This window comes from Dyadobacter chenhuakuii (assembly GCF_023821985.2).
GTDB classification, from domain to species: Bacteria; Bacteroidota; Bacteroidia; order Cytophagales; family Spirosomataceae; genus Dyadobacter; species Dyadobacter chenhuakuii.
The window spans coordinates 5,728,716-5,753,126 of sequence record NZ_CP098805.1 but is presented as its reverse complement, the minus strand read 5'-3'; the positions used below and the strand labels follow the sequence as shown (position 1 = coordinate 5,753,126).

The following is a 24,411-nucleotide window of genomic DNA, read 5'->3' as shown; positions in this document are numbered from 1 at the left end:
TGAAACTTAACATTGAGCTAACACCGCTGACCGAAACTAGCTTTAATTTTCGAATCTGCTTTGGACCATGGTTCAGGGTAAATTCAGGTTAATGTGTTCTTTTTATATAAGTCCAAATTTAAAAAAATGAAAAAATTCTTATCCATTGTTGCTGTTGGTTTGCTGAGTCTGACCGCTTTTGAAGGCATGTCTCAAAATAAAAACAAAGTTATAGCGCACCGTGGCGCGTGGAAAAATACCGGCGTAACCGAAAATTCTATTGGCGCATTGGAGCATGCCATCAAACTGGGCTGCTATGGTAGTGAATTTGATGTGCATATGTCGGCAGATTCGGTCATTTATGTGCTTCACGACCATTCGATCAAAGGAACGCATATTGAAAAAACCAATTCCCAGGAGCTTTCCCAGATCAAATTAGAAGATGGAACGGCATTACCAACATTGGAAGCTTACCTGAAAGCGGGCGCAAAACAGAAGAAAACACGCCTGATCCTGGAAATCAAAACTTCTTCGATGGGCAAAGAACGCTCGCTAGCACTGGCTACCAAATGTGTGGAAATGGTAAAAAAATTAAAAGTGGAAGGCATTACGGATTACATTGCCTTTGATTTTGATGTTTGTAAAAAAGTAAAAGAACTGGCTCCGAAAGCACACGTCGAATATCTGAACGGAGACAAAACGCCGGATGAAATTCAAGCCGCAGGACTGGATGGCATCGATTACAACCAGAATGTGTTGAAGAAAAAGCCAGAATACATTGCCGATATCAGAGATAAAAAACTGACAACCAATGTCTGGACGGTGAATGACGAAGAATCTATGAAATGGTTTCTTGAAAAAGGCGTCGATTACATTACCACAAACGAGCCGGAATTGCTTTTGAAAATAACAAAATAGCATTACTATAACGCAAAAAGCGCCGCCCGGAGAAACCTCTGAGCGGCGCTTTTTTATGTCTTAATGTTCCTTAAGTCTTAATGTTAGATACTAATGTTCAGATCTTTGCGGTTTGCAATTTGCCATTCGTTTCCTGCCACGCCCTGATCACTTGGGTAAGCTGCTTATATTCAATAAGAAAGCCATCGTGGCCATATAACGAATCGATTTCCTGGAAAACAGCGTCCGGAATGTGCCTGGCCAGAAATTGTTGCTCGGATAATGGGAACAGCAAATCGGATTTTATGCCTAATACTAATGTTTTGGCCTTAACCAAGCCTAATGCGTGCACAATTCCGCCGCGATTCCTGCCTACATTGTGCGAATCCATGATCTTGGAAAGCACCCAGTAAGAATAGGCATTAAACCGCTTCACAAACTTATCGCCTTGGTATTGCTGGTAGGACGATGCCCGGAAATCATCGATCTGATCCGGATTATCACGCGCCTGGGTAAAATTATAGGTGTCGTAATTTCTGTATGATAGCAATGCAATGGATCGCGCGGCCCGCATACCCATGCTTCCGGCCTCGTCCGTGCCATCATTAAAAGTCGGGTCCGCCTCAATCGCCATCCGCTGTGACTCGTTAAAAGCAATGCCCCACGGCGAATGCAGTGCATTGGAGGCGATCAGGATCAGTTCTTCAAAAAGATCGGGCACTTCCACCGCCCATTCGAGCGCTTGCTGGCCACCCAGGGAACCGCCAATACAAAGTTTTATCTTCTTAATTTCCAGCTCCTGCCGCAGCAGATCCATAGCACCAACCACATCACGAACTGTGATAGTCGGAAATGATCTGTAAAAAGGTTTATGCGTCCGGGGATTAATGCTCAGCGGACCCGTAGAGCCATAAGCCGAACCCAGGACATTCACGCAAACGATGAAATATTTGGCTGGGTCAAAAAACTTATCGTCCCCTACCAGGCCATCCCACCATTCGGCCGCGTTGGAGCTGCCCGTTAATGCATGACAGATCCAGACAATGTTGTTGTTTTCAGCATTCTGCGTTCCATAAGTGGTGTATGACAGTTCGAAGCCTGGCAATTCACCGCCCATTTCCAGCGCGTAGGCGTAAGGATATTTAAATGTTTTTTGTTCCGCTTGCATAAGTGCCAGAGCACAGGTTTTAATTCAAAAATTTAACAGACTGTCCCGTGGAATGCACAGGGCAGATGCGAGAATAAAGCCATCCGGCTTACGGAAATTTCTAACTGTAAGTTCACGCGAATTGAGTTTATATCTCCTAATAACTTAGGTGGGAATTAGCACCTTTCTCCATTGTGGTAGCAGGTTGCCAGAGGTTCATTGAGCCCATTCTCTCGCCTCTTCTTTATAAATCAATCGCACACAAGGTGAAGCAACTGACTTGATCCTGCAATATTAAGCGCAGATGCCTGAAAATGCAAACAAAAGCACAAATTCTATTTTGCAGGGCATCCAGGGAGGTTTATCTTTGCCCATTCATGATACTGCGTTCGATGAAAAATTACTTGTTCTTCTTTTGTTTTGTTTGCCAAAGTGCCTTTGCCCAACTGCCCGCTCCCGACCAACTTTCCAAACACGTTTACAAGCTTGCATCCGACAAAATGCAGGGCCGTGGAACCGGAAGCAAGGAGAACCAAAAAGCAGCCGGATATGTAGCCGCTCAATTCAAAAAATACAAGCTGCAACCGAAGGGGACCAACGGATTTTACCAACCATTTACGGCCAAAGTGCGGCGCGTGGTTGTTACCGACAGTCTGCGCGAGACAAATAATGTCATCGGCTTTCTGGATAACGGAGCTGCAAATACCATTGTCATTGGCGCTCACTTTGATCACCTGGGGCTGGGCAGACAAGGAAGCTCGAAAGCAGAAAAGCCGGAAGGGCAAATTCACAACGGGGCCGATGATAATGCTTCGGGCGTGGCAGGCTTGCTGGAACTTGCGCGCTATTTTTCCAAGAATGATGTCAAAGAACCCTATAACTTTCTCTTTATAGCATTTGGTGCCGAGGAGCTGGGGCTGCTGGGATCGCGTCATTTTGTTAACAATCCTACATTACCATTGGAAAAAATCAATTTCATGACTAATATGGACATGATTGGCCGTTATGATGCCAGCCGTGGCGTTGGGATCGGCGGTTACGGGACCAGTGATGCATGGCCGGATATATTTAAAGATGTGAAAAGCGATACCAAGTTTTTTACGGACAAGGCCGGAAGCGGCGGCTCGGATCATGGGTCTTTTTATGCCAAAAAAATTCCGGTGCTTTTCTTTCACACAGGCGGCCACGACGACTATCACAAGCCTACGGACGATCCGGAAAAAATCGATTATAATGCAGCTGCCGGCATTCTGGGCATTCATATACAACTCATTGAGAATGCAATGAAACTGCCTAAGCTGACATTTACCACTGTTATATAACCACTCACATTTGTACGGATTCATAGCACCCGCTTTCACGTATGGTTCACCGCATGTTTCACCAGAGGACTTGTATGGGTCGCTGTTTCGTGATATCCAGCACAGCCATATTTTTGAAGATTCCAAAACTTTCGCCGACGCGATTCCGCTGGAAGACCCGGTTCTGATCATTGAAAGATATCACCAGGAACAGGACCGGCCCGGATTCGACCTACAAGCTTTTATCAGTCAGAACTTTCGAATGCCTGCACATATCAAGTCTACTTTTGAGGCCGATAAGAGCTCGTCAACGTCGGAAAACATTGGCAGATTATGGGAGGTGCTCACGCGCCAGCCCGAAAACCAGGAACGTGGCGGCTCCCTGATCCCGCTTCCCTTTCCTTATGTGGTGCCGGGCGGGCGTTTTCGCGAGATTTATTATTGGGACAGCTATTTTACAATGCTTGGCCTGAAAGAATCCGGACGAACGGATCTGATCGAGAGTATGGTCAATAATTTTGCCTATCTTATTGATAGTTTCGGATACATTCCCACAGCCAACCGCACCTATTATCTCACGAGGTCCCAGCCACCGTTCTTTTCCCTTATGGTCCGGCTATACAGTGACATTGCCGGAAATGAAATCCTGAAACGCTATTTGCCTCAACTGCAAAAAGAATATGATTATTGGATGCAGAACGACGGACCGTCGCACGAGCCATTTACAGCACACCGGCGCCTCGTAAAACTTCCCAATGGCGCTTTAATGAACCGTTACTGGGATGACAAGGCCACGCCCCGCCCGGAGTCCTACCGCGAAGACGTGGAATTGGGCAATGAGGCGCGGGACCGGTTTGGGACGGCCCCGGAAGCTACTTTCAGGCATATCAGAGCTGCCGCCGAGTCGGGATGGGATTTTAGCAGCCGGTGGTTTGCAGACGAAAACGACTTTGCGAGCATTCATACCACAGACATTATCCCCGTTGACCTGAACTGCCTCATGCACCACCTTGAAAAAGCGCTGGCGGAAGCATATCTGTTGCATAACAACACTAAAATGCACCTGCAATATGAAGAAAAGGCACGTTTGAGGGTAGCAGCTATACAGACCTATTTCTGGGACAGCTCGCGGAATTTTTTCATGGATTATGATTTCAAGAAGCAGGATTTCACGAAAGCTGTCACATTAGCAGGCACATTTCCTTTGTATTTCAAACTGGCCACCAAGTCGCAATCACATTATATGCGTGGTTATATCCGGCTCAACTTTATGCGCTCAGGCGGACTGTTGACCACCACGATCAAGTCGGGGCAGCAATGGGATGCACCTAATGGCTGGGCGCCGCTGCAATGGATCACTTACAAAGGCTTGCGCAATTATAATTTCCACCGGACCGCGGACGAGCTGTGCGCGGAGTGGCTCACGCTGGTCGATAAAGAGTTTAAGCATTCAGGCAAATTACTCGAAAAATACAATGTTTCAGACACCAATCTGATCGCCGGAGGAGGTGAGTATGAAGTTCAGGAAGGATTTGGCTGGACCAATGGTGTTTATCTCCGTATGAAAAACCATAAGAGCTAGTTACATATAAACCAGTGTCGAATTTATTATCTGATTCGAATAATAATATTGAAAATTTCCAGAGACAACTTCTTCTAATCGAGAATATTTTTAATACCTTGGTATTGTTAACCCCATTTTTTGAACATGAAACTATCCATATATCAGATCGATGCGTTTACTGATAAACTCTTTTGTGGAAACCCTGCTGCGATTGTCCCTCTGAATGAGTGGCTTCCGGATGAAACAATGCTCAACATCGCTGCTGAAAACAACCTGGCAGAAACTGCATTCTACGTTCCTAATGAAAATGGCTTTCATATCCGCTGGTTTACGCCTTCAGTTGAGGTTGATCTTTGCGGCCACGCAACATTGGCTGCTGCATATGTGATTTTTAATATTCAAGGTTACGAAGGCAAATCGATCCGTTTTGAGTCGCGCAGCGGCGAACTGCAAGTGGATTGCAAAGAAGATTGGCTTACATTAAATTTTCCTGTTGACCTGTATCACATCGCCGTGCCGCCGCCTGCATTAGTGGAAGGCCTTTTGGACACGACCATGTTGGAAGTATATAAAGGAAAAACAGACTATATGGTGGTTTTGGAATCCGAAGAGGTGCTTAAAAACCTGGATTTCGACATCATAGTATTATCAACCATTCCGGCACGCGGCATTATCGTAACGGCTGCCGGTGAGGATGTTGACTTCGTTTCACGTTTCTTCGCACCGCAATCAGGCATAGATGAAGACCCCGTAACCGGTTCTGCACATACAACATTAATCCCTTACTGGGCAGAAAAACTCGATAAAACAACACTGACCGCCAAACAACTTTCAAAGCGCGGCGGATACCTTAAATGCGAGCTGGACGGCGACCGCGTACACATCGGCGGCCAGGCGAGGCTATACTTGAAAGGGGAAATATTGATTGATGATTAACTCATCAGCTTCCGCCTCTGCCCCGCATATAATCCACCGATTACAAGCACAGTTCCGACTATTGTATAAATCGTTACCGGCTCGTCCATGAGCCACCAGGCGAAGAAGAAGCCGAAAAGTGGGCATAGGAAGAGCCATAGGGACGCTTTTACTGTGTCAATTCTGAGTAAGTAAAACCAGCAGATCAGTCCGATGATGGAAACGGCCAGGCTTAGCCAGAGCACCGGAAGCCAGAATGTTCCGTCCCAGACCGTGGTAGAAAAATCACTGAAAAGCAATGTTACCGGAAGCAAAAAAACACCCCCCAAGCAAACCTGCCACCCATTGATCAGCAAATTGGGCAGCTCCCACTGAACCGTAGCATAGTATACACTGGCTGCGGAAACCGCTATCATGCTGATCAGCAGCAATGTTATCCCTCCTATTGTCGTATAACTATCTGCCAGTAACGGGTAAGTTGCCACGCCTACCCCTGCCATTCCCAAAATTATCCCTAACCATTCTTCCGTCCGTGGATGCCTTTTGAGCCACCAGGCGGATAACAGCACAATGATCAGCGGGTTAACAGAAACAGCCAGACTGCCGATTCCGGCAGCAGTAAATTTCATAGCGTACACGTAGAGGCCGAGATAAAGCGTTGTATTAAGGAATCCGAATAGCGCAAGCTGCTTCCATTCCTTTTTGTTAGGCATCCGGTAAGACGGATCTTTGCTGAGCAAATAGGAAAAAGACAACAATAAGATACCAGCAATAAAGAAGCGAACGTTTGCCAATATTAACGGAGCAGCTGACCGGACTCCAAATTTGGTAGCCACAGATGCAGACGACCACAGAATGGAAAAGAGAATGCCAATACCAATGTTTTTCACGCTTTCAAAGAATTATGCTCCAAAAATACACGATGCGTTTCGGGTTCACCCTGCACTTTTTATATTTTTGGGCATGATTGATAAAATTAATGCGAAGTGCATGCTGGTAATTCTTCTTACCGGACTTTGTTTTCCTTCCTTTTCGCAAAGTCAATGGACCTACGACTTCAACAATGGCCTTACTCCTATTGAAAATGCCGGCCCGTCTTTAAAAGTGCTCGGGCAGCCTGGAAAATATGTCAAAGAGAAAATTCCGGGTTCTGATGATTTGAGCAGGACCATTTATCAATTCGAAAAAAACAGTGGTTTACAGTTCAATAACGCGGAGGCCAAAGGTTTTTTGAGTAAATCTTTCACGGTTGAGGTCTATTTTAAAATGGATGAGCTCGACAGCTGGAAAAGGGTTCTCGATTTTAAAAACAGGAAAAGCGACTACGGCAGTTATATATACGACGGCAAGCTCAATTTCTACGATTTTGCGATCGGAGAAAAAGCACCTGTACGTGCAAACCAGTATGTACATTATGTGTACTCGCGCGATTTCGAGACCAAGATCATTAAAATGTATATCAATGGTCAATCGAAATTGGAGTTCAAAGATCCTGGAACGGAGGGAATGCTGGATAATGACCAGGTTCTTAATTTCTTCCAGGATGACCTCATCGCTAATCACGAATCCAGTGCCGGCTCCATTGTTCTTATCCGCGTGTACGACCGTGTGATGACGCCCGTTTTTGTAAGAAGAAGTTATCAGACGATCAGCAGGGCATCCAAAGCAGCGGTGGCCGAAAAAGAGGAAGAAAAGCAACCAGAGGAGAAACCCGCCGTTAAAGAACCTGCAAAAAGAAACACCAATCTGGCCGTTGTAACAGGTCGTGTCTACGATGGAAAGAACCTGAAACCCGTGAATGATGCCGATGTAACGGTCCGCAAATCCAACTCGGATTCGTTGGTGGCATCGACCAAAACGGTTAACGGGATCTATAACTTTGAACTACGGCCTTACGAAACATATCGCATTTCGGCCCAGGCAGAAGGCTTTCAATCCAAAAGTGTATCAGTAAAAGTTTCAAACAGGTTTGAAGAGGTGAAGTCGCTGATCAGCCTTTCGGAATCGACTTACGATACACCGTTATCCACATTATATTTTACGCAAAGCACGGATGTGCTGGAAGATGATGCACTGCGAGGCCTTGATTCGCTTGTTTCTTATTTTCAGAAGCGGGATAATTTAAGGATTGTGCTGAAAGGCCATACGGACAACACCGGCGATTTTGCTAAGAATTTAGAGTTGTCGAACATGCGTGTGGCGACTGTTAAAAGTTATCTGCTGGGAAAAGGAATTGACGAAAACCGGATTTCAGGCTCAGGTTATGGTTCGGCGCAGCCAAGCCGCATGAACCAGACAGAAGCATTAAAGAGATCAAACCGCAGGGTGGAAATTTGGGCAGAGCCTATAAAAAGATAAAGCCATCTCACTGAGACGGCTTTATACTGACTATTCCTAAACCCTTAACCTTTTCTTATCTTTTATATCTTTTGCGACTGACTTCGGCGTTTTTTGCTGAAAAAATATATCAATGCAAGCGTATCTAAATCTCTTTTTTATATAAAGTAACAATGTTTTAAATAATACTCCAATTTCCTCACTAACTAATTACGGAAACATTTGGCCTATATACGAAGCAAACTAACTTTCAGATTTGCCTGCAAACATTGCTTTTTTACCTCTATTCGCCCTTCTTTTAACTTTTGCCCTATTAACTTGTAACTGAGCGACTAATAGAACTGCGATAATAAATGCAAAGGTAAAAACATTAATTTTATTTCCTTGGATTTATTCAATTTTTATTTCGGCGAACCGTGATACAAATATCTGGATTAGTTTCGAAATTACAAACATCCTCAAATCGCACCAACAGAATTATATTTGGAATTAACCTTCGTTTTCAAGGGATATTTTATTATTAAATCTTGTAAATTAAATCTTCACCTCATTAATAATTTGATAAATAACCAAATAACAGAATAAATACAAATCTTGAAATATTTATATATTCTTTATTTAGTACAATCATTGGTTATAATTATTCATTGTCGACTGTATTCCCAAAGTACAAAATGAAAGAACCATATCGCCAGCGTTATCCAAAAATATGGGCAGCTCGGTCATTTCTTCATTGGAAAAAGGTTTTAGCACATAATCTACCTGCCTTCCTCTCGGAAAATTATTTCCTATTCCAAACCGCAAACGGGGATAATTTGTTGACGCCAGCAGCTCCTCAATATTTTTTAGTCCATTATGCCCGCCATGGCTTCCCTTTGGCTTAATCCGCAACGTTCCGAATGGTAGTTGCAGTTCGTCGAGAATGACCAGCAGATTCTCTTCCTGCACTTTAAACTGATCCATGTAATAGCGGATCGCTTTGCCGCTTAGGTTCATGAATGTCGTAGGCTTGATAAAATATATTTGTCTGCCTTTGTGCTTCCACTCCGCCACGAATGCGAGTTTTTCGAAAGAAAATTTAAAATCATGCTGCGCAGCTAGCCTGTCCAGCACCATAAATCCGACATTATGCCTGGTGAATGCGTACTCCGGACCTATATTTCCCAACCCGGCAATCAGATATTTCATTTGTTAAAAGTTTTTGATTTCATCTTCGAGCACTTAATTTAGGCTAAAATTCAGGGAATTTACATTATGCCCCAAAAACGATTAATACTAAGCAGCCCGCTGCTGGAAATCATGACCAGCCGGTTGTGCCAGGAACTGATTGAGAATCACCAGGATTTTGCCAACTCCGTGGTGATGGGACTGCAACCGCGGGGAATACATTTTGCCGAACGCATTATTGCCGAACTGAGAGAACGCACGGGAAAAGACATTCCAATGGGGCACCTGGATGCAACTTTCTATCGCGACGATTTTCGGAGACGGGAATCTCCGCTCCTACCCAATAAAACCAATGTCCCTTTTTTGATCGAAGGAAAAAGAGTGATCCTCATCGACGACGTGCTTTCAACCGGCCGCATGGTGCGGGCGGCGCTTGATGCTATGACAGCCTTTGGACGCCCCAAAACTGTTGAGCTAATGGTCCTGATCGACCGTCGCTACAACAGGGAGATCCCTATTGACCCGGATTATGTCGGCATGCAGGTAAGTACGGTCGAAAGTCAGCGCGTGCAGGTGGAATGGAAAGAACAAGGCTTTGAGGCAGACCATATCTGGATGGTCGATTAATATCAACATCAGCGCGGGCGAGATGCTTCTTCCTTCGTCGCTTTGCCGATGTCCTCTGTTTTGTAGGTTAATTTATTAATGTAAAAAACCTCACGCCCCTGCCCGATGGTGGATGTGCCCAGGCGCTGCATACCGTAAGCGAGGAAATACTGTCCATACCAGGGAGAGAGATAGCTATCTTCATTGTTAAGCACTTTTTCCTTTTCAGATTTGGCCGTTATCTTGAATTTTTCGCTTTCCACAACAACCTGGTTCCTGCTGATCACCTCTGTATGAATTTCACCTTCCTGCGGATAAGCCAATACAAAGTAGTCGTCAACCGGCGTCACCTGGACCATTTCCTGCAAATCGTAACTAGTTAAATCCTTGATGGTGATTGTGTTGTCCCACATGAATTTACCATTCCTGTCAAAACCGCAAACAATCGCGTGCGTGTAACGGTAACCTTCGAGTGAGCGCGAAATGTAAGGCCGGGATATGCCGCCGGTAATGATCGGGCTCGTTGACCTTTGATTGGGATAATAAACCTCCGCTACCAGCACAATCTCATTCTCTGTCTGGATCAGCTCATGAACCAGCAATCTGTAACGAAACTTGTTTTCCTTACCCATGCTTTTCCTCTTTCCGATGCGCTCCATCATTTTCGCACGGCGTTTGGGCTTCATGTAATTGAAGAAATTCTGCAATTCAGAAAATTCTATAAACTGCGGATCGCGCGGCTCATCATGCTCCACGTGCGTGACGTACAAACCTTGTGAATACTGCGTGCAACCAACTGAATAATTGCCGATCAGATAAGAATCGTCTGCATTCAAAGGCACAATCTGGCCGGAGATAAAGCTATATCTGGGATCGCTTAATGTTGTCTTTTTCAATAGTTTGCCATCGTAATTGTACGTTTTGATTTCGAAAACGCAGTTTTTCTTCCGGTAAGCATAAGTAATCACATTAATATAGCCGTCAATTTCATTGATGTCGACATTGTTCAGCTCCGTATTTTTTTCAAAAAGTCCTGGTAAGACGCGCGTTGTATGGTCAAAAAATGAATGGACGATAACCACCGGCCGTGACCTGTAATAACCCGAAACCAATGCTTTGCTTCCAATCACCTTGAACTGTTGTACGTCCACACCTGCTAAAAGATTTCCCTTATAAGTGTCGATAGAACCGTCGCCGTAATTGATCTGCATAAAGAGAAAACGGTCCGTATCCGGCTCAGCAAAAAGCCAGTAACCACTTTCTTCGCCTTTGTAAGCCATGACAGGAATATAGCGAAAATCGAGCTTGTAACTTGTCCGCCAGACCGCTTTTAATGTTGAGTCATACTTCACAAACTGCCATTGCTCATTCCGTGAATTGGACCATTCATTTCCCCTGATCACGGATAGCAAACCTTGCTCGCCCAGGCTAAAAACCTCGAACTGCTCCGTTGAAGTCGGGTTAGCAGGTATTTCCAGACGGTCGGACTGCTGCAATTGTGCGAAGGCACCGACAACGGGAGTGATACACAAAAAGAGCATGTAGTAAATCCGGTGCCATTGCAAAGAATGGTTATTCATAACTTCTTCCTTCAGGGGTGTAACTCTCTTCAATATTTACCCTAATTTTGCATCAAAAAGGACAACATTGCTATTAATATTATAAATTATTTTAATCAAATAAAAACTTTGGGAAATGTCATTCTGAATTAGAAGAAGCACTTCCATTGACCCCAACATTCATGACGATTGAAGCAATTCTGAAGGACGATATTCAAAAAGCAATCCAGAAGCATTTTGAAGTAACTATTGAAGACATCATTTTACAGCCGACAAAAAAGGAATTTGAAGGATTTTACACTTTTGTTACTTTCCCGCTTACCAAGTCCATCCGTAAATCCCCCGCTGAAATGGGCCAGATCATCGGAACTGAGCTCGTAGCGCAATCTTCTGTTGTGGCCAACTTCAATGTGGTGCAAGGCTTCCTGAACATCAGCCTCAAAGACACAACTTGGCTGGAATTGTTTTCAAATGTTTTCAATGATCAGAATTTCGGAACATTCGCGCCAAACGGGCAATCCGTGATGGTCGAATTTTCATCGCCGAACACAAATAAGCCACTACACCTGGGACATTTGAGGAATAATTTCCTTGGTGATTCGCTATCTAAAATCCTCAAAGCCAGTGGTTATGACGTTGTAAAAACATGTCTTGTCAACGACCGCGGCATTCACATCTGCAAATCCATGCTGGCTTACCGCGAGCTTGGCAACGGCGAAACGCCGGAATCGAGCGGGATCAAAGGTGACCATTTGGCTGGGAAATATTATGTGCTGTTTGATAAGACATACAAAACGCAGATCAACGAACTGGTAGAGCAGGGAATGTCAGAGGAGGAAGCTACAAAAAAGGCTCCCTGGATCCTGGAAGCGCAAAAATTGCTTTTGCTTTGGGAAAATAATGATCCCGAAACCGTTGCATTATGGCATAAAATGAATGGCTGGGTTTACGAAGGTTTCCGCCAGACTTACGATAAAATTGGGGTTGGTTTTGATAAAACTTATTACGAATCAAACACTTACCTGCTAGGGAAGGACATTATTGAAGAAGGTCTACAGAATAATGTCTTTTACAAAAAGCCAGACAATTCCGTCTGGATCGACCTGACCACGGAAGGACTGGACGAAAAACTGGTTTTGCGCGGTGACGGCACTTCGGTTTACATCACGCAGGATTTGGGCACCACGGAGCTGAAATACAGCGATTTTCACAACAACCGCTATTTATGGGTTGTTGGAAACGAGCAGGATTATCATTTCAAGGTCCTTTTCGCTATTCTAAAAAAACTCGGCCGCCCTTATGCGGATGGCTGCTATCACATCAGTTATGGCATGGTGGATCTGCCTTCCGGAAAAATGAAATCCCGCGAAGGCACCGTGGTTGACGCGGATGATCTGGTAGAACAAATGATCCAGACCGCCGCCAGCAGAACGCAGGAGCTCGGTAAGATCGATGATTTTGACAGTGCGGAAGCCAAGCAGCTATATAACCAGCTCGCGCTGGGTGCATTAAAGTATTTTCTTTTAAAGGTCGACCCTAAGAAACGAATGCTCTTCAACCCGGAGGAATCTATTGATTTTCAAGGACATACGGGACCATTTATTCAATATACATATGCCAGGATTCGGTCAATTATTAGAAAAGCGGAGCAGTCAGGCATCCAAGCAGTCATTCCACCCGTAAGCTATACATTACATCCGGCGGAAAGGGAGTTGATCTTTGCATTGTCTCAATATCCGGTGCGTGTGCAGGCTGCCGCCAGTGAGTTTGCGCCTTCGGTGATTTCACTGTATGCATTTGAGCTGGCGAAGGTCTATAATCAGTTCTATGCCGAAGTGTCTATTTTCTCTGATCCTAATGCAGATTCGGTCAAATTCCGCGTTGCATTATCTAGTGCTGTTGCTGAAACAATTCAGAAGGCTTTGGGGTTATTAGGGATAGAAGTTCCGGAGCGAATGTAGCGAGGCCGGGTGGTTAGGGAAGTTGTTTTGAAAAGCCGCTAAAATGTATCGAATATCCTGTATTTCACTTTTTAATTACATAATCTAACCAATAACCAGACTACAATTATGAGCTTATTAAAAACATTATTTATTATGATCACGAGTTTAATATCCGGCCTTTTCGCCGATAAGTCCGAGATTGCGACAAGACCTGCCCATGACGTTGTTGCTAAGCAAACGCTTTATGATTTCAAGGTTAAATCTCTGGTAGGAAATAAGACGGTTGACCTGAGCAAATACAAAGGCAAAAAAGTGGTGATCCTGAATGTTGCTTCCAAATGCGGCTATACCAAGCAATATGCAGATTGGGAAAAGTTCAACAAGGAGCACGGAGATAAAGTGGTTGTGTTGGGCTTCCCTGCAAACAACTTTGGTGGCCAGGAGCCAGGCACAAGCGAGGAAATCGCAACTTTCTGCTCGGCAACTTACGGCGTAACTTTCCCGATGTTTGAGAAGGTTTCCGTTACGGGTGAAGATCAGGCGCCTATTTACAAATGGCTTACTACAAAGGATTTGAACGGCTGGAACGACAAAGCTCCAACCTGGAATTTCTGCAAATATGTAATAAATGAGAAAGGTGAGCTAACCAATTTCTTCGCCTCAAAAATCCTTCCGACTGACCCAGAGTTTTTGACAGCGGTTGGCATTTAAGAAAAGCTTTTTAACTTTCAGGCTGCAAATGTTGCAGCCTGAAATATTTTCACCACATACACATCACTAAGCATGAAAGACATTACCGAAGCTAAGCGCTACATCTCCAACGCAAAAGAGATTCTGAGAGAAAAAGCGATTAAGGAAAATGGTGTTTACAAGGATCGTAAATACGTAAAGATGGCTGGACACACTGCATATGCTGGCGTTTTGGTGGCATTAGATAGTGTTTTAGGAGAAAAAAAGACAAAGACCAGAAAAAGCGTTGAATGGTATCAAAAAGAATTATCAACGACTGACAAGAAAATCCTCTCTTATTTTCTGGCCGCTTATGACACGCTCCACTTGTCGATGAGTTACGACGGAAATTTGAGCGCGGGTGTTTCAACCGAAGGTCTCCAACTTGCAGAAAAAATTATTGACTGGGCGGAGCGCAAAACGCAAGCCTGACATTACCCTACTCCTATTAATCAATGAACCCCTGGATTGAAGCAGCCCGTCCCCGCACATTGCCTCTTGCACTTTCATGTATCTTAATGGGCTGTTTCCTGGCAGCTTCCACAGGAAGGTTCAGCTGGGCTGTTGCGGGATTGAGCGTTTTGACAACAATTTTACTGCAAGTGCTTTCCAATTTCGCCAATGACTATGGTGATGCCGTCAACGGTAAAGACACTGAGTTACGCGAAGGTCCGCGCAGGGCCGTTCATTCCGGGCACATTCAGGCTTCTACCATGCTGAAAGCCATTATTGTTTTCTCAATTCTGGCATTAATTTCAGGAATTTCGCTTCTGATCATCGCCTTGAAAGGCGCTCCTGCTAATGTCTTCTGGGTTTTTCTGGGGATTGGCATCGCGTGCATTATTGCTGCGATTACTTACACGGCAGGGAAGCGTCCATATGGTTATGTGGGATTGGGAGATTTGTCGGTTCTCATATTTTTTGGATGGGTAGGCGTACTGGGAAGCAGTTATTTGCACACGCATGTTTGGGATTGGGGCCTGCTCCTTCCTGCTTCGAGCTGCGGACTTTTCGCCGTTGGTGTTCTCAACATTAATAACATTCGTGACATTGAATCTGATAAAGCGACGGGAAAAAACTCCATTCCCGTCCGCCTCGGACGGGAAAAAGCGATTGCTTATCACTGGACGATCCTGATCATTGGAATGCTCTGCGTTTCGGTTTATACAGCCGAGCACTTTTCTGGTTATACGAGCTTGATTTTCCTGCTGAGCTTTCCTTTATTTATCAAAAATGGCCTGGCAATTTCCAGGTTGAAAAAAGCCAGCGAACTGGATCCCTATTTGAAACAAATGGCATTTTCTACATTGCTATTTGTGATTCTGTTCGGCATAGGCGTTGTTTTGTGAGCCTTGTTATTTAACAAATGGCTTGATCGCATCTCCCAGCATTTTATATCCTTTTGCATTCGGATGCAGTCCGTCGGAGAAGAGTGATTCGTCGATTTTGCCGCCTTTTCGTAAAAACACCTTTCCCGGGTCCAGGAAATTTACATTGGCTTCGCCGGTCAGCTGCGCGAGTTTTTCATTGATCACAGCAACCCGTCCTTCCTGCTGACGCCTCGGATAAATTCCCAGCATAGTGATCTGTGCATCGGGTTGATGAAACTTGATTGCGTCAATGAGCATTCGCCAGCCTTCCACAATTTCCTCATCCGAATTCAAATGCAGGTTATTTGTGCCAATGTTGACAAAAATCTGCCTGGCAGCATAGCCGTCCAGTTCTCCGTGGTTAATACGCCAGAGCACATTCTCGATCCGATCCCAGCCATAGCCCATATTGCGAGCATTTTTACCAAAAGTATTGTCCCAGGAATCAGCTCCATTGGCCCGTGGACCTTTCGGTAAACCTCCCCAAAAATGTGTAATGGAGTTTCCGATAACGACAGTTGCCGTTGGATTCTTTTTGTTTAGATCCAAGATCTCCGCGTGCCGCGCTTCCCAATCGTAATTATTCGGCTCCCTCATTTGAATCACCGGTTGGGTTGTGGACGCTTCGCCTTTATATTCATGCAAAATCTGCCGCAAATGCTTCTCGTAACCTTCCGCATAACGCATCATACCAAGGTCATTAGGATGCGTTCCGTCCACCATAGTCTCGATATGCTGTCCGAAATCAGCTTTTGGAATAATATATAACTGTGTAATACCTTCCGCTTTGAGCTGCGCGAATGCTTCTTTCAATGTTTCATTAACCTCACTGTAAAAATGCTTGCTTTGCGGGTTCATATCTTCATCCGTGTAACCGGCGTGCGATGCAAGGACTATGGGCGTCTTTGGATGCTTTTTGCGGAGTGTCCGCGTGGTGGCAAGGATCCTGTTTTTTACGTCTTCAATGGTGAGTCCAAGCTTGGAATCTGGCCTTATCGTAAGATTGGGAAGACAATCGAGCACAAATAGCTTGGCATCAATTTCCGAGACAATGCTGACCACTTCTTCTTCAAGTCGACCGTTTCCGGAGAATCCGAGATTAATGAGCGGGTGATCCAGCTTTCGGCCTAAAATTGCTGTCCAGGCCATTCCCGGGCGTGAAGCGCACGCGCCGTGTGCGATGGATGTGCCGTAGATGACGATGGGTTTATCTGGCCGGGTGGCAAGTGGTGTGAATTCCGTTCCATCCGGAGTGCCCACTTCCAGCCATTTTACACTGTTATATAACGGGAGATAAAGCCTGTATTCCCGTCCTCTCTTGTGATAGGAATCATTGGGCTCCAAGCCTCTGAATGTGTAGGTTATGGTGTCGCCAAAGGCATATTTCCCGGCGCACCAGCGCCAGTCGCCGTCGCTGGAAATGGCGTAAAGATCCACTCCGCTTACACCCGTTGCAGGCATGTGCGGCAACGCGTGCTTGCCGTTCACAACATAGCGAATGCTTATTTCCGATGCATTCGCCCGGAACCGCAGCATTAACCCGGCCGACTGGTTGGACAATCCCCAAACCTGCTCCCTAACCTGCTTCTCTGCACGCGCCGGCAACCGGTCATAGGGATTTTTAACTTCCTTCGGCCAACCCTGACCTTCCAAAACAGGGAATGTTGCTGTTTGCGGATTCCACCAGTTTAATTTTGCGGTCTGGGCGAATGTAAATTGGAACGAGAGGATCAGCCCAACAAAGGCTATGGCGGTTTTGAACTTCATATAAAAAGAAAATGGACACTTCTGAATATCTTCAAAAGTGCCCATTCGCAGGTTTCTTACTTCGATGATCGGAATTATTTCACGATCACGCCATCGGCAACAAAGGTCAGCTCATCCTTCGGCTCGGTGATTTTTGCTATCTCTTCCTGACTCTGACCGGCGTCCTTTGCATAATGTTGCAAATGCTCCACCGGGATCGTTTTCTTTTGCGCCTGTCCTTCGAAAACGACCGTTTTGCCCGTTATGTCTTTTGGAACAAAAAATCCGTAATCCTTGAACATTACACGCATTGTTTCACCATTATCCAGCTTCACCGTCATCCAGCACCCTTTAACCTGACAAACAGACTCCACCTCGCCGCTCACCTTGGCTGCCATTTCTTTTTTATCCCCCATTTGTTTGGGCAAAGTACTGGCTTTAATGGCCTTGCTCTCGGTAATTTCCTTGCCAAAATGGTTTTCGGTTTGCGCTTCTGCGATCAATGTGCCCAGGGCGAGCAACATGAGCATCATTACTTTTTTCATGTTCGTTATGTGTTTAAGTGTAAGATTATTATTCCAGAACTTCTACCCAGCCTTTGCAATGGTTGCCCTGCGGCGTGTCCACCACATAGAAATAGGTCCCGTTACCAATGCCTTTGCCCCAATCATTTTTATAATCTGCCGTCTTGTAAACCGATTTCCCCCAGCGGTTAAACACTTCAAGCGAAGCCGGCAAAACGGGCACGATGAACAGATCATTCTTGCCATCCCCATTCGGCGTGATCACATTAGCTAATGTAAATGGCGGCGATGCAGTTATTTTTTTTGATGCCGTCAATGCGCATCCCGCACTGTTATAAGCAGTTAATGTGACTGTGTATTCGCCCGGCGTTTCGTAAATATATTCATTAATTTCCGGATCCGTGATGGTATTCCCCGTGCCCAGGTTCCATTCGTATCGCTGCGCATTTTTGGTTTGATTGGACAGCGAATAGCTGAAAGGTGCATTACAAGCCCCACCAGACTGATTTATTTCAAAAATAGGCTCATGCGCCCTATCCACCTTCACCGTAATCTCGCGCACCGGCCGGCAACCGTCCGCATAAGTGCCTTCAATAGTGTAATTGGTTGTTTTTTGCGGCTTCACCGTGACCGTTTTTCCAATGGTTTCTTCCAAGCCCTCTGTTGCCAGCCAACGATATTTCGTCCCATCGCCCGAAACACTCAGCACAACAGTCGCTCCGGCGCAAACTTCCACATCCGGCATATCGATGAAATCAGTCTTTTTATCAACAGAAACCTTCATTTTCTCGGTCACCTTACAGCCGCTTGCATTGCTGATCTCAACGGAAAATTCGGCGTCCTCCCGGATCGTTACGGACGGCATAGCTATCGATGCATTGTCCATTCCGGTTGCAGGTGACCATTTATACTGCGTCCCGCCAGAAGCCCAGAGTTGTAATTTCGTGTTTTCGCAAACCGTGGTATCCGCCTTAATCTTGCTATTCAGCGTTTCAACGATGATCTTCTTCTGCGCAACGTCCATGCGCTTGCAACTCAGCCGATTGTATGCCTTTAATGTAACGGTGTATTCGCCAGGTTTGGTAAATGTATATTCCGATTGATCCTCTTCGCGCGAAAACGTGCTTCCCCCGACATCCCAGATGTAATCCACGCCGCCTTCGCTTGTGTTTACAAAAGATAAGGACAATGGCGCGCAGCCACGCAGCACGTCTTTGGTGCTTCCCGAATAAACGTCGAAGTCAGCTTTCAGTCGGTCAATGTCTATTTTGAATGCTGCGTTGTTACAATTCTCGCTGTTGTTTGTCTTTGACCAGGCCTGAGGCGTTGCCGGAAAACTGCTTCCGCCGCACGCGCAGGTTGCATGATAAATCGTCCCGTTTTTATCAAACCGGCTCGTTCCGCCGTCCACGTGATCTCCCTGGACCTGGCCCGAACGGTCGCGGCTGCCGAAATAGGTGGCATATAGCAGCGATTTTGCGTTTTGTTCGAGAATGGCAATGTAAAAGTTATTTCCGTTGGTCAATGACTGGATCGCGTCGTCGGTAACGACCATATTATTAGTTGTGCTGTTTACATTATTGCCGGTGGACGAATTCACATTGCCGCCCCAGCCTGCCAGGTAAATGTTGCCACATTCGCTCACCAGAAATGCAGTCGGTGAAATGTCAGGAACGCCTCTTCCTGATCCTATAACCGTTGAAAAAATGGTTTTAGATAACGCGCCGTCCAACGCATGTACAAACTGACCGCTCTTCGCATTTTGATAAACACCCTTACTCACCGGATAAGGACCATTCGTTAGTCCATAGACATACACATTGTTAGCCGCATCCAGGTCCAGCAAATAAGCGCCATCCTGGTTCGCGGTGCCCAGGTAAGTGGTGCCCGCCAATTTGTCGTTAACATAACGCGCTACAAATCCATCTTCTGTTCCATTCAATGCTTTTTGATAGGAGGACGCTGTGGTCGGCAGATTCTTGCTTTGAGTGATTCCGGCTACGTAAATGTCGCCTGCGGCCGAAACTTTCAGCGAATAAGCGGCATCCCACTCGTTTCCCCCTACAAATGTGCCCCATAGCAAATTATTTAGCCCTGCATTAAACTTTAAAACCACCCCATCCTGCACGCCTGCGAATTTATCCTGCACAGGATTTTTCAGGGGAAAATTGGCCGAATTGGTTGAGGATACGATAAAGACATTATCCTCCTTATCCACGCCGATCTCACCTCTGAATGCGTCGCCGTAATTGCGGATTGTTGCCAGATCGCTCATGCTTACGCCGTCGTTCCCGCTGCCGCCTGCGAAGGTGGAGGCTGCCAGTTGTTTGCCGTCGGCGCTCATTTTAGCCACAAAAATGTCGCTGCCGTTATCAAGATCCAGCCCGGAAATGGGGATAATCTTTGTTCCGCCGCCAAATGTGGTTTGAAATGCGCCCGTTCTCGTTGGAAAGTTCTTGGAAGATGTTGTGCCTAAGATCAGCAATTCCTTTTTGCTGTTGACGATCAGGCTGCTTGGAATGTCGGTCTGGCTCCCGCCAAGGAATGTTGCGTAAATGAGTTTGCTGCCATCCGGCGTGAATTTCATGATGGAAACGTCTACTAACCCTTCAAATTTGGTTTGAAAAGCACCGACTGTCGCCGGAAAATTGGCCCCAAAAACCGTCCCGCCGGAATACAGATTCCCCTCATCATCATACGTCGCCGTATGTCCCCAGTTGTCCGCAACGGAGCCGGAATAAGTGGAAAAGATCAATTCCGGATCAATCGTGAGCTTTTCTGATTTATTATAAGCTTTGGGAATGCTGAATGTGACCACGTTATCGGCTGACAAAAGAAATTTCGAGGAAACTTCGGTTGTCCGCGCATTAATCTGCTGAAAGGAATAGGGTTCCGCTTCTTTGAACTGCCCGATGCTCGTTTTGACAACAATCTGGCCCGTTTCGTTCACGGAAACCTGCTCAGCACCGTTGTATTTCATCCGGATTTGCGACGGATCAGCCTGCGGATGCACGATGAATTCATATTTGAGTTTGAATTGATGCAGGTAAACACGCATATCAATCCCCTCATAAATATTTTTATAAATCACCTCCTGAAAACCCTTCACATTACCCGCCCAATGCGCCTCTTCTTTGCCCAAAAAATAGTTGAAACCGGTTTCAATGGGTGCATTAGCCGCATATTTGACATTTGCAGAAGCGCCAATAAACCGCACTTCTACACCATGCGCGGCAATGGATTTTTCAACTTCGCGCGCACCATTTGAAGCCACAGGCTTTTTTCCATGATTGGCGGAAACCTGGGCGGCATCATATAGTACGTAAACGAGTGATTGTTTTTTCAGAAACAGGAAGCCGCCGGGGATTTCGGTGCGGAACAAAATGTCGGATTCCCACTGACCGCGGTTTTCAATAAAATGCATTCCGGCAGCCAGGCAGTTGCCCATAATGCAGGTTAAAAACACGAAAATTAAGACGACTGGACGTAAATTTCTCCGCATATATGGCTCCGCTGTGTTTCTATTTGAACGCAGAAACTGAGATGATATTTTCACAGAATTCATATTCCTGCTTCACATTCGAGCCCAGCAGAACGAGCTGATTTTGTGTGTGATGCACCACGTGATCGAGATACCAATTGATACCCGGGACATCCAGATTGGTCGTAGGTTCATCGAGAAAAATGACGGGAACATCTGACATAAAAGCCAGCCCCAGCTTTACGCGCTGTTTCATGCCGGAGGAAAAATGCCGGAGCGTCTTCCCGCTGGCATGCGGCAATTGTATAAAATCCTCAAAATCTTTGAATGAAATGCCGTTTTTAAATGCTTTGAATTTGCTGTGAAACTGGATTAGCTCACGCAATGTAAACTCCTCGATCAGTTCGAGATAAGGCGCAGCGATCACCAGATGTTTGTACCAATGGTCTACTTCGATTTCCTTTCCCGATTGATCAATGTATCTGATGGTGCCCTCGGAAACGGGGACAATACCCGTCAGCAATTGCAATAAAGTCGATTTTCCGCTGCCGTTGGGGCCTACAAATGTGTATTGCTGCCCAGCTGCCAGCTCAAATGTAGCGTTACGGACAATCCATTCCTTGACAAATTTTTTACCTATTTTCTCAACTGATATCTGCACTTTTCAAAAACTTAGAATGATGAAGGCGGTTGGAAAACCTTCTATTTAGCGGCATAATGTTCATATGCCGCCTTCGAAACCTGCGCCATAACCGATTCGATCGCTTTCAGCTCGGCTGTGGAATTTGACATAAAAAGTACGATAGCGAAGCTCTTTCCATTGGCCATTTTCACAATGCCGACATCATTAACAGCCGCCATCACGCCCTTATCGTTCGTACCCGAAGTGCCTGTTTTATGCGCCACAACGGCTTCTTTCGGCAATTGACCTTTAATCCGGTTCATGCCAGTGGGGCCATCGATCATGATCTTTGATAAAAAATCATGGCTGGATTTGGAAAGATTTTTCCCTTTGTAAAAAATATCAAGCAGTTGCAGCATTGCTCCGGGCTTACACCAGTTGGTATATTGCACATTCCAATCCTGCCCCATTTGCTCCTCGTTGGCAACAATCGCAATGTCTTTTACGCCTAAACTATGCACATAATCCTGAACGGGTTTTGTGCCGCCGGCCAGTTTGAAAAGAATATCGCAGGCAATGTTATCACTCAACGAAACCATGCTGGCCAGCAAATCTGCAATGGTAAGATCGACATTTCCATCCGGATATTTGTCGCGCAGCGGGCTGTAAGTTTTCAGTTGAACGTCCTCTTTGGTAAGGTGATACTTTTGATCCAATGCTAATTTCCCTTTATCCACCTGATCCAAAACCGCCATCGCGATAGGAAATTTGAAAGAGCTGAGCATGGGGAACTTGTGATCTGCATTTAAAATCAATGTTTCGTTCCCTTCCAAATCCTTTATAGCAACACCCGCTATGCCGTCAATCTGCTTCGTAATGCTTTCCAGCTGACTCTTGAAATCGGACTTTTGCGCAAATAATAAATTGGGTAATACAAATAATGCCGGTAGGAGAATGCGCCGTAATGTCTTTACTTTCATGAATATGGATCAATTGCCTTTTGGAATCTGTTAACTTTTATCGCTCTTTTTTTCCCTTTCTTCAATGGTCAATCTGACGAGCTCAATGCGCGTGTCCTGCATGGAAACCACCTGGAATGCGTAGGGTGGAATGCTTACAGTTTCGTTCACTTCGGGTAAGTCGCCAAAATTGTCGATTAACATGCCGGCTAATGTGTCGTAATCGCCTTCAGGAAGCTCCCAGCCGTATTTTTCGTTCAGATAATCGAGTTCGTGGCGTGCGCTGAGAATGTAGCTGTCATCGTCCAGTTTACGCTCCGTCCAGTCTTCCGTGGAGTCATATTCATCCTGAATTTCCCCAAAAATCTGCTCGACGACATCTTCCACACTCACCAATCCCGACGTCCCGCCAAACTCATCCACCACCAAAGCCAGACTTCTTCTTTCTTCTAAAAACCGCAGCATCAGGTCGCTCGCAGGCATTGCTTCCGGCACGATCAGAATGGGCGTGATAATGTTGCTTATCTCTTTTGGCTTCTTGAAAAGGGATAATGCATGGCAGTAACCTAAAACTTCATCCACCGATTCACGGTGCACGATGATTTTGGAGTGACCGCTAGTCAAAAAAGCAGTCCGCAGGTCTTCAATGCTTGCGTTGACATTCACCGCCGAGATTTCAGTCCGCGGGATCATGCAATCGCGAATACGCAAGTCTTTAAAATCCAATGCATTGATAAACATTCGTTCTTCAATGCTATGATCGTCAAAATCCGGATCATCGGCAGAAGCGGCATCGTCGCGCAATGATGGCGACAGAATATTCTCCTTAACAAACGGCTCCACAACCCAGTAAAGCGGCGTGATGACCCATTCTGCAACGCGGACGGGAAACGCCGTAAGGTCCAACGCCTTCGGAAATGCACGTCCGATTTTCACCCAACTGGAATAACTCGCCATCCAAACCACGATCAAAACAGCGAACATGCCGGCAATCAATGCGCCTTCATGAACGCCAAGATCCACCAACAGAACCGGATAAAATGCCGCTATGGCCCAGAAACAGCCCAATGCAACGGTCAATAACCGGATCATGCGCAATATCCTGCGCCAGTATAATGTTTCGTAAACCTCTTCGGATTTTTCGTGGCGTAACGAATAACGGTCGATTGAAACATCCAGCAAAACAGAGCGCACAGCCCCGTAATAACCCGCCAGGATAAAAAAAACAACCGTCAGACCCAGGAATAGCATGCTCATTTTTTCAAAGTTTTAACCGGCTTTTCCTTTTTCTTATTCGCATTCATTTCAATTTCTTTTTTGGCTAATAATGAAGCCTTTAACCTGCTGAACTGGAACATTAGCAAGCACATAATGGCCAGCAAAAGCAGCCAGTAACTTTCAAACATGGTGGTTCTGCGGAATTCGAGGACCCACATTACAAAAAAGCCCAGTGCGAGGGCAATCAGGATCGTCCTGGTCAGTTTGGAATTCATCAATTAATCTTTCGTATCACAATCACGCAGCACATTGTCTGCCATTTCAACATTTTCAAAGATACGCAGATT

21 protein-coding genes and 1 riboswitch are annotated in these 24,411 nt (G+C 45.6%); of the genes, 10 read left to right on the top strand and 11 right to left on the bottom strand.

The window, feature by feature from the left end; translation table 11 throughout:
- Nucleotides 1-126: 126 nt before the first annotated feature.
- Nucleotides 127-897 carry a glycerophosphodiester phosphodiesterase gene (locus NFI80_RS24140; protein ID WP_235164095.1) on the top strand — a complete coding sequence of 257 codons (771 nt, stop codon included), beginning with the start codon at nucleotides 127-129 and terminating at the stop codon, nucleotides 895-897.
- 97 nt (nucleotides 898-994) lie between these two features.
- Here the strand turns inward: NFI80_RS24140 and metX are convergent, their stop codons facing one another.
- Nucleotides 995-2,044 (bottom strand): homoserine O-acetyltransferase MetX, encoded by a 1,050-nt coding sequence (gene metX / locus NFI80_RS24135; protein ID WP_233797079.1) that lies wholly within the window; start codon nucleotides 2,042-2,044, stop codon nucleotides 995-997.
- A 124-nt stretch (nucleotides 2,045-2,168) separates the two neighbouring features.
- Nucleotides 2,169-2,276, bottom strand: a riboswitch (SAM riboswitch).
- 139 nt (nucleotides 2,277-2,415) lie between these two features.
- On the opposite strand from metX, the gene NFI80_RS24130 reads away from it, so the two are divergent.
- From NFI80_RS24130 to NFI80_RS24120, 3 genes are all read left to right on the top strand, one after another.
- On the top strand, nucleotides 2,416-3,345 hold the full coding sequence (locus tag NFI80_RS24130) for a M20/M25/M40 family metallo-hydrolase (RefSeq protein WP_252172081.1): 930 nt from the start codon (nucleotides 2,416-2,418) through the stop codon (nucleotides 3,343-3,345).
- A 10-nt stretch (nucleotides 3,346-3,355) separates the two neighbouring features.
- Nucleotides 3,356-4,906, top strand: coding sequence for an alpha,alpha-trehalase TreA (gene treA / locus NFI80_RS24125; RefSeq protein ID WP_235164093.1), 1,551 nt, complete (start codon nucleotides 3,356-3,358; stop codon nucleotides 4,904-4,906).
- A gap of 126 nt (nucleotides 4,907-5,032) precedes the next feature.
- A complete protein-coding gene (locus NFI80_RS24120; protein ID WP_233797082.1) occupies nucleotides 5,033-5,824 on the top strand; it encodes a PhzF family protein in 792 nt (263 codons plus the stop codon).
- Here NFI80_RS24120 and NFI80_RS24115 read toward each other — a convergent pair.
- A complete protein-coding gene (locus NFI80_RS24115; protein WP_235164092.1) occupies nucleotides 5,821-6,693 on the bottom strand; it encodes a DMT family transporter in 873 nt (290 codons plus the stop codon). The genes NFI80_RS24120 and NFI80_RS24115 overlap by 4 nt on opposite strands.
- A gap of 100 nt (nucleotides 6,694-6,793) precedes the next feature.
- On the opposite strand from NFI80_RS24115, the gene NFI80_RS24110 reads away from it, so the two are divergent.
- Entirely contained in the window at nucleotides 6,794-8,161 is a 1,368-nt protein-coding gene (locus tag NFI80_RS24110; RefSeq protein ID WP_252172080.1) for an OmpA family protein, read from the top strand.
- Nucleotides 8,162-8,767: 606 nt separating this feature from the next.
- Here NFI80_RS24110 and pth read toward each other — a convergent pair.
- Nucleotides 8,768-9,328, bottom strand: a complete 561-nt coding sequence (pth, locus tag NFI80_RS24105; RefSeq protein ID WP_235159395.1) for an aminoacyl-tRNA hydrolase — start codon at nucleotides 9,326-9,328, stop codon at nucleotides 8,768-8,770.
- Between the two features lie 66 nt (nucleotides 9,329-9,394).
- Between pth and pyrR the strand changes: the two genes are divergently transcribed.
- Entirely contained in the window at nucleotides 9,395-9,934 is a 540-nt protein-coding gene (pyrR, locus tag NFI80_RS24100; RefSeq protein ID WP_026628231.1) for a bifunctional pyr operon transcriptional regulator/uracil phosphoribosyltransferase PyrR, read from the top strand.
- A gap of 8 nt (nucleotides 9,935-9,942) precedes the next feature.
- On the opposite strand, the gene NFI80_RS24095 is transcribed toward pyrR, so the two are convergent.
- Nucleotides 9,943-11,493: a hypothetical protein gene (locus tag NFI80_RS24095; protein WP_235164090.1), complete on the bottom strand. Its 1,551-nt coding sequence runs from the start codon at nucleotides 11,491-11,493 to the stop codon at nucleotides 9,943-9,945.
- A 161-nt stretch (nucleotides 11,494-11,654) separates the two neighbouring features.
- Between NFI80_RS24095 and argS the strand changes: the two genes are divergently transcribed.
- The 4 genes from argS (at nucleotide 11,655) to NFI80_RS24075 (ending at nucleotide 15,493) form a co-directional block, all read left to right on the top strand.
- A complete protein-coding gene (gene argS, locus NFI80_RS24090; protein WP_235164089.1) occupies nucleotides 11,655-13,433 on the top strand; it encodes an arginine--tRNA ligase in 1,779 nt (592 codons plus the stop codon).
- Nucleotides 13,434-13,568: 135 nt separating this feature from the next.
- Entirely contained in the window at nucleotides 13,569-14,126 is a 558-nt protein-coding gene (locus tag NFI80_RS24085) for a glutathione peroxidase (RefSeq protein ID WP_235159393.1), read from the top strand.
- A 72-nt stretch (nucleotides 14,127-14,198) separates the two neighbouring features.
- Entirely contained in the window at nucleotides 14,199-14,576 is a 378-nt protein-coding gene (locus tag NFI80_RS24080) for a DUF5618 family protein (RefSeq protein ID WP_233797089.1), read from the top strand.
- Nucleotides 14,577-14,599: 23 nt separating this feature from the next.
- Nucleotides 14,600-15,493 carry a 1,4-dihydroxy-2-naphthoate polyprenyltransferase gene (locus tag NFI80_RS24075; protein WP_235164088.1) on the top strand — a complete coding sequence of 298 codons (894 nt, stop codon included), beginning with the start codon at nucleotides 14,600-14,602 and terminating at the stop codon, nucleotides 15,491-15,493.
- Between the two features lie 6 nt (nucleotides 15,494-15,499).
- Here the strand turns inward: NFI80_RS24075 and NFI80_RS24070 are convergent, their stop codons facing one another.
- From NFI80_RS24070 to NFI80_RS24040, 7 genes are all read right to left on the bottom strand, one after another.
- On the bottom strand, nucleotides 15,500-17,281 hold the full coding sequence (locus NFI80_RS24070) for an SGNH/GDSL hydrolase family protein (RefSeq protein WP_235164087.1): 1,782 nt from the start codon (nucleotides 17,279-17,281) through the stop codon (nucleotides 15,500-15,502).
- 74 nt (nucleotides 17,282-17,355) lie between these two features.
- Entirely contained in the window at nucleotides 17,356-17,805 is a 450-nt protein-coding gene (locus NFI80_RS24065) for a DUF4920 domain-containing protein (RefSeq protein WP_235164086.1), read from the bottom strand.
- Nucleotides 17,806-17,833: 28 nt separating this feature from the next.
- Nucleotides 17,834-21,286: a DUF7948 domain-containing protein gene (locus NFI80_RS24060; RefSeq protein WP_235164085.1), complete on the bottom strand. Its 3,453-nt coding sequence runs from the start codon at nucleotides 21,284-21,286 to the stop codon at nucleotides 17,834-17,836.
- A gap of 19 nt (nucleotides 21,287-21,305) precedes the next feature.
- Nucleotides 21,306-21,926: an ABC transporter ATP-binding protein gene (locus NFI80_RS24055; protein WP_235164084.1), complete on the bottom strand. Its 621-nt coding sequence runs from the start codon at nucleotides 21,924-21,926 to the stop codon at nucleotides 21,306-21,308.
- 41 nt (nucleotides 21,927-21,967) lie between these two features.
- The gene (gene bla / locus NFI80_RS24050; RefSeq protein WP_235164083.1) at nucleotides 21,968-22,867 is read right to left on the bottom strand and encodes a class A beta-lactamase, subclass A2; all 900 of its coding nucleotides are present in this window, start codon (nucleotides 22,865-22,867) and stop codon (nucleotides 21,968-21,970) included.
- A 30-nt stretch (nucleotides 22,868-22,897) separates the two neighbouring features.
- Complete coding sequence (locus NFI80_RS24045) at nucleotides 22,898-24,103, bottom strand: hemolysin family protein (RefSeq protein ID WP_235164082.1); 1,206 nt, start codon at nucleotides 24,101-24,103, stop codon at nucleotides 22,898-22,900.
- A complete protein-coding gene (locus NFI80_RS24040; RefSeq protein ID WP_235164081.1) occupies nucleotides 24,100-24,339 on the bottom strand; it encodes a hypothetical protein in 240 nt (79 codons plus the stop codon). Before NFI80_RS24040 ends, NFI80_RS24045 begins: the two co-directional genes overlap by 4 nt.
- Between the last annotated feature and the right edge of the window lie 72 nt (nucleotides 24,340-24,411).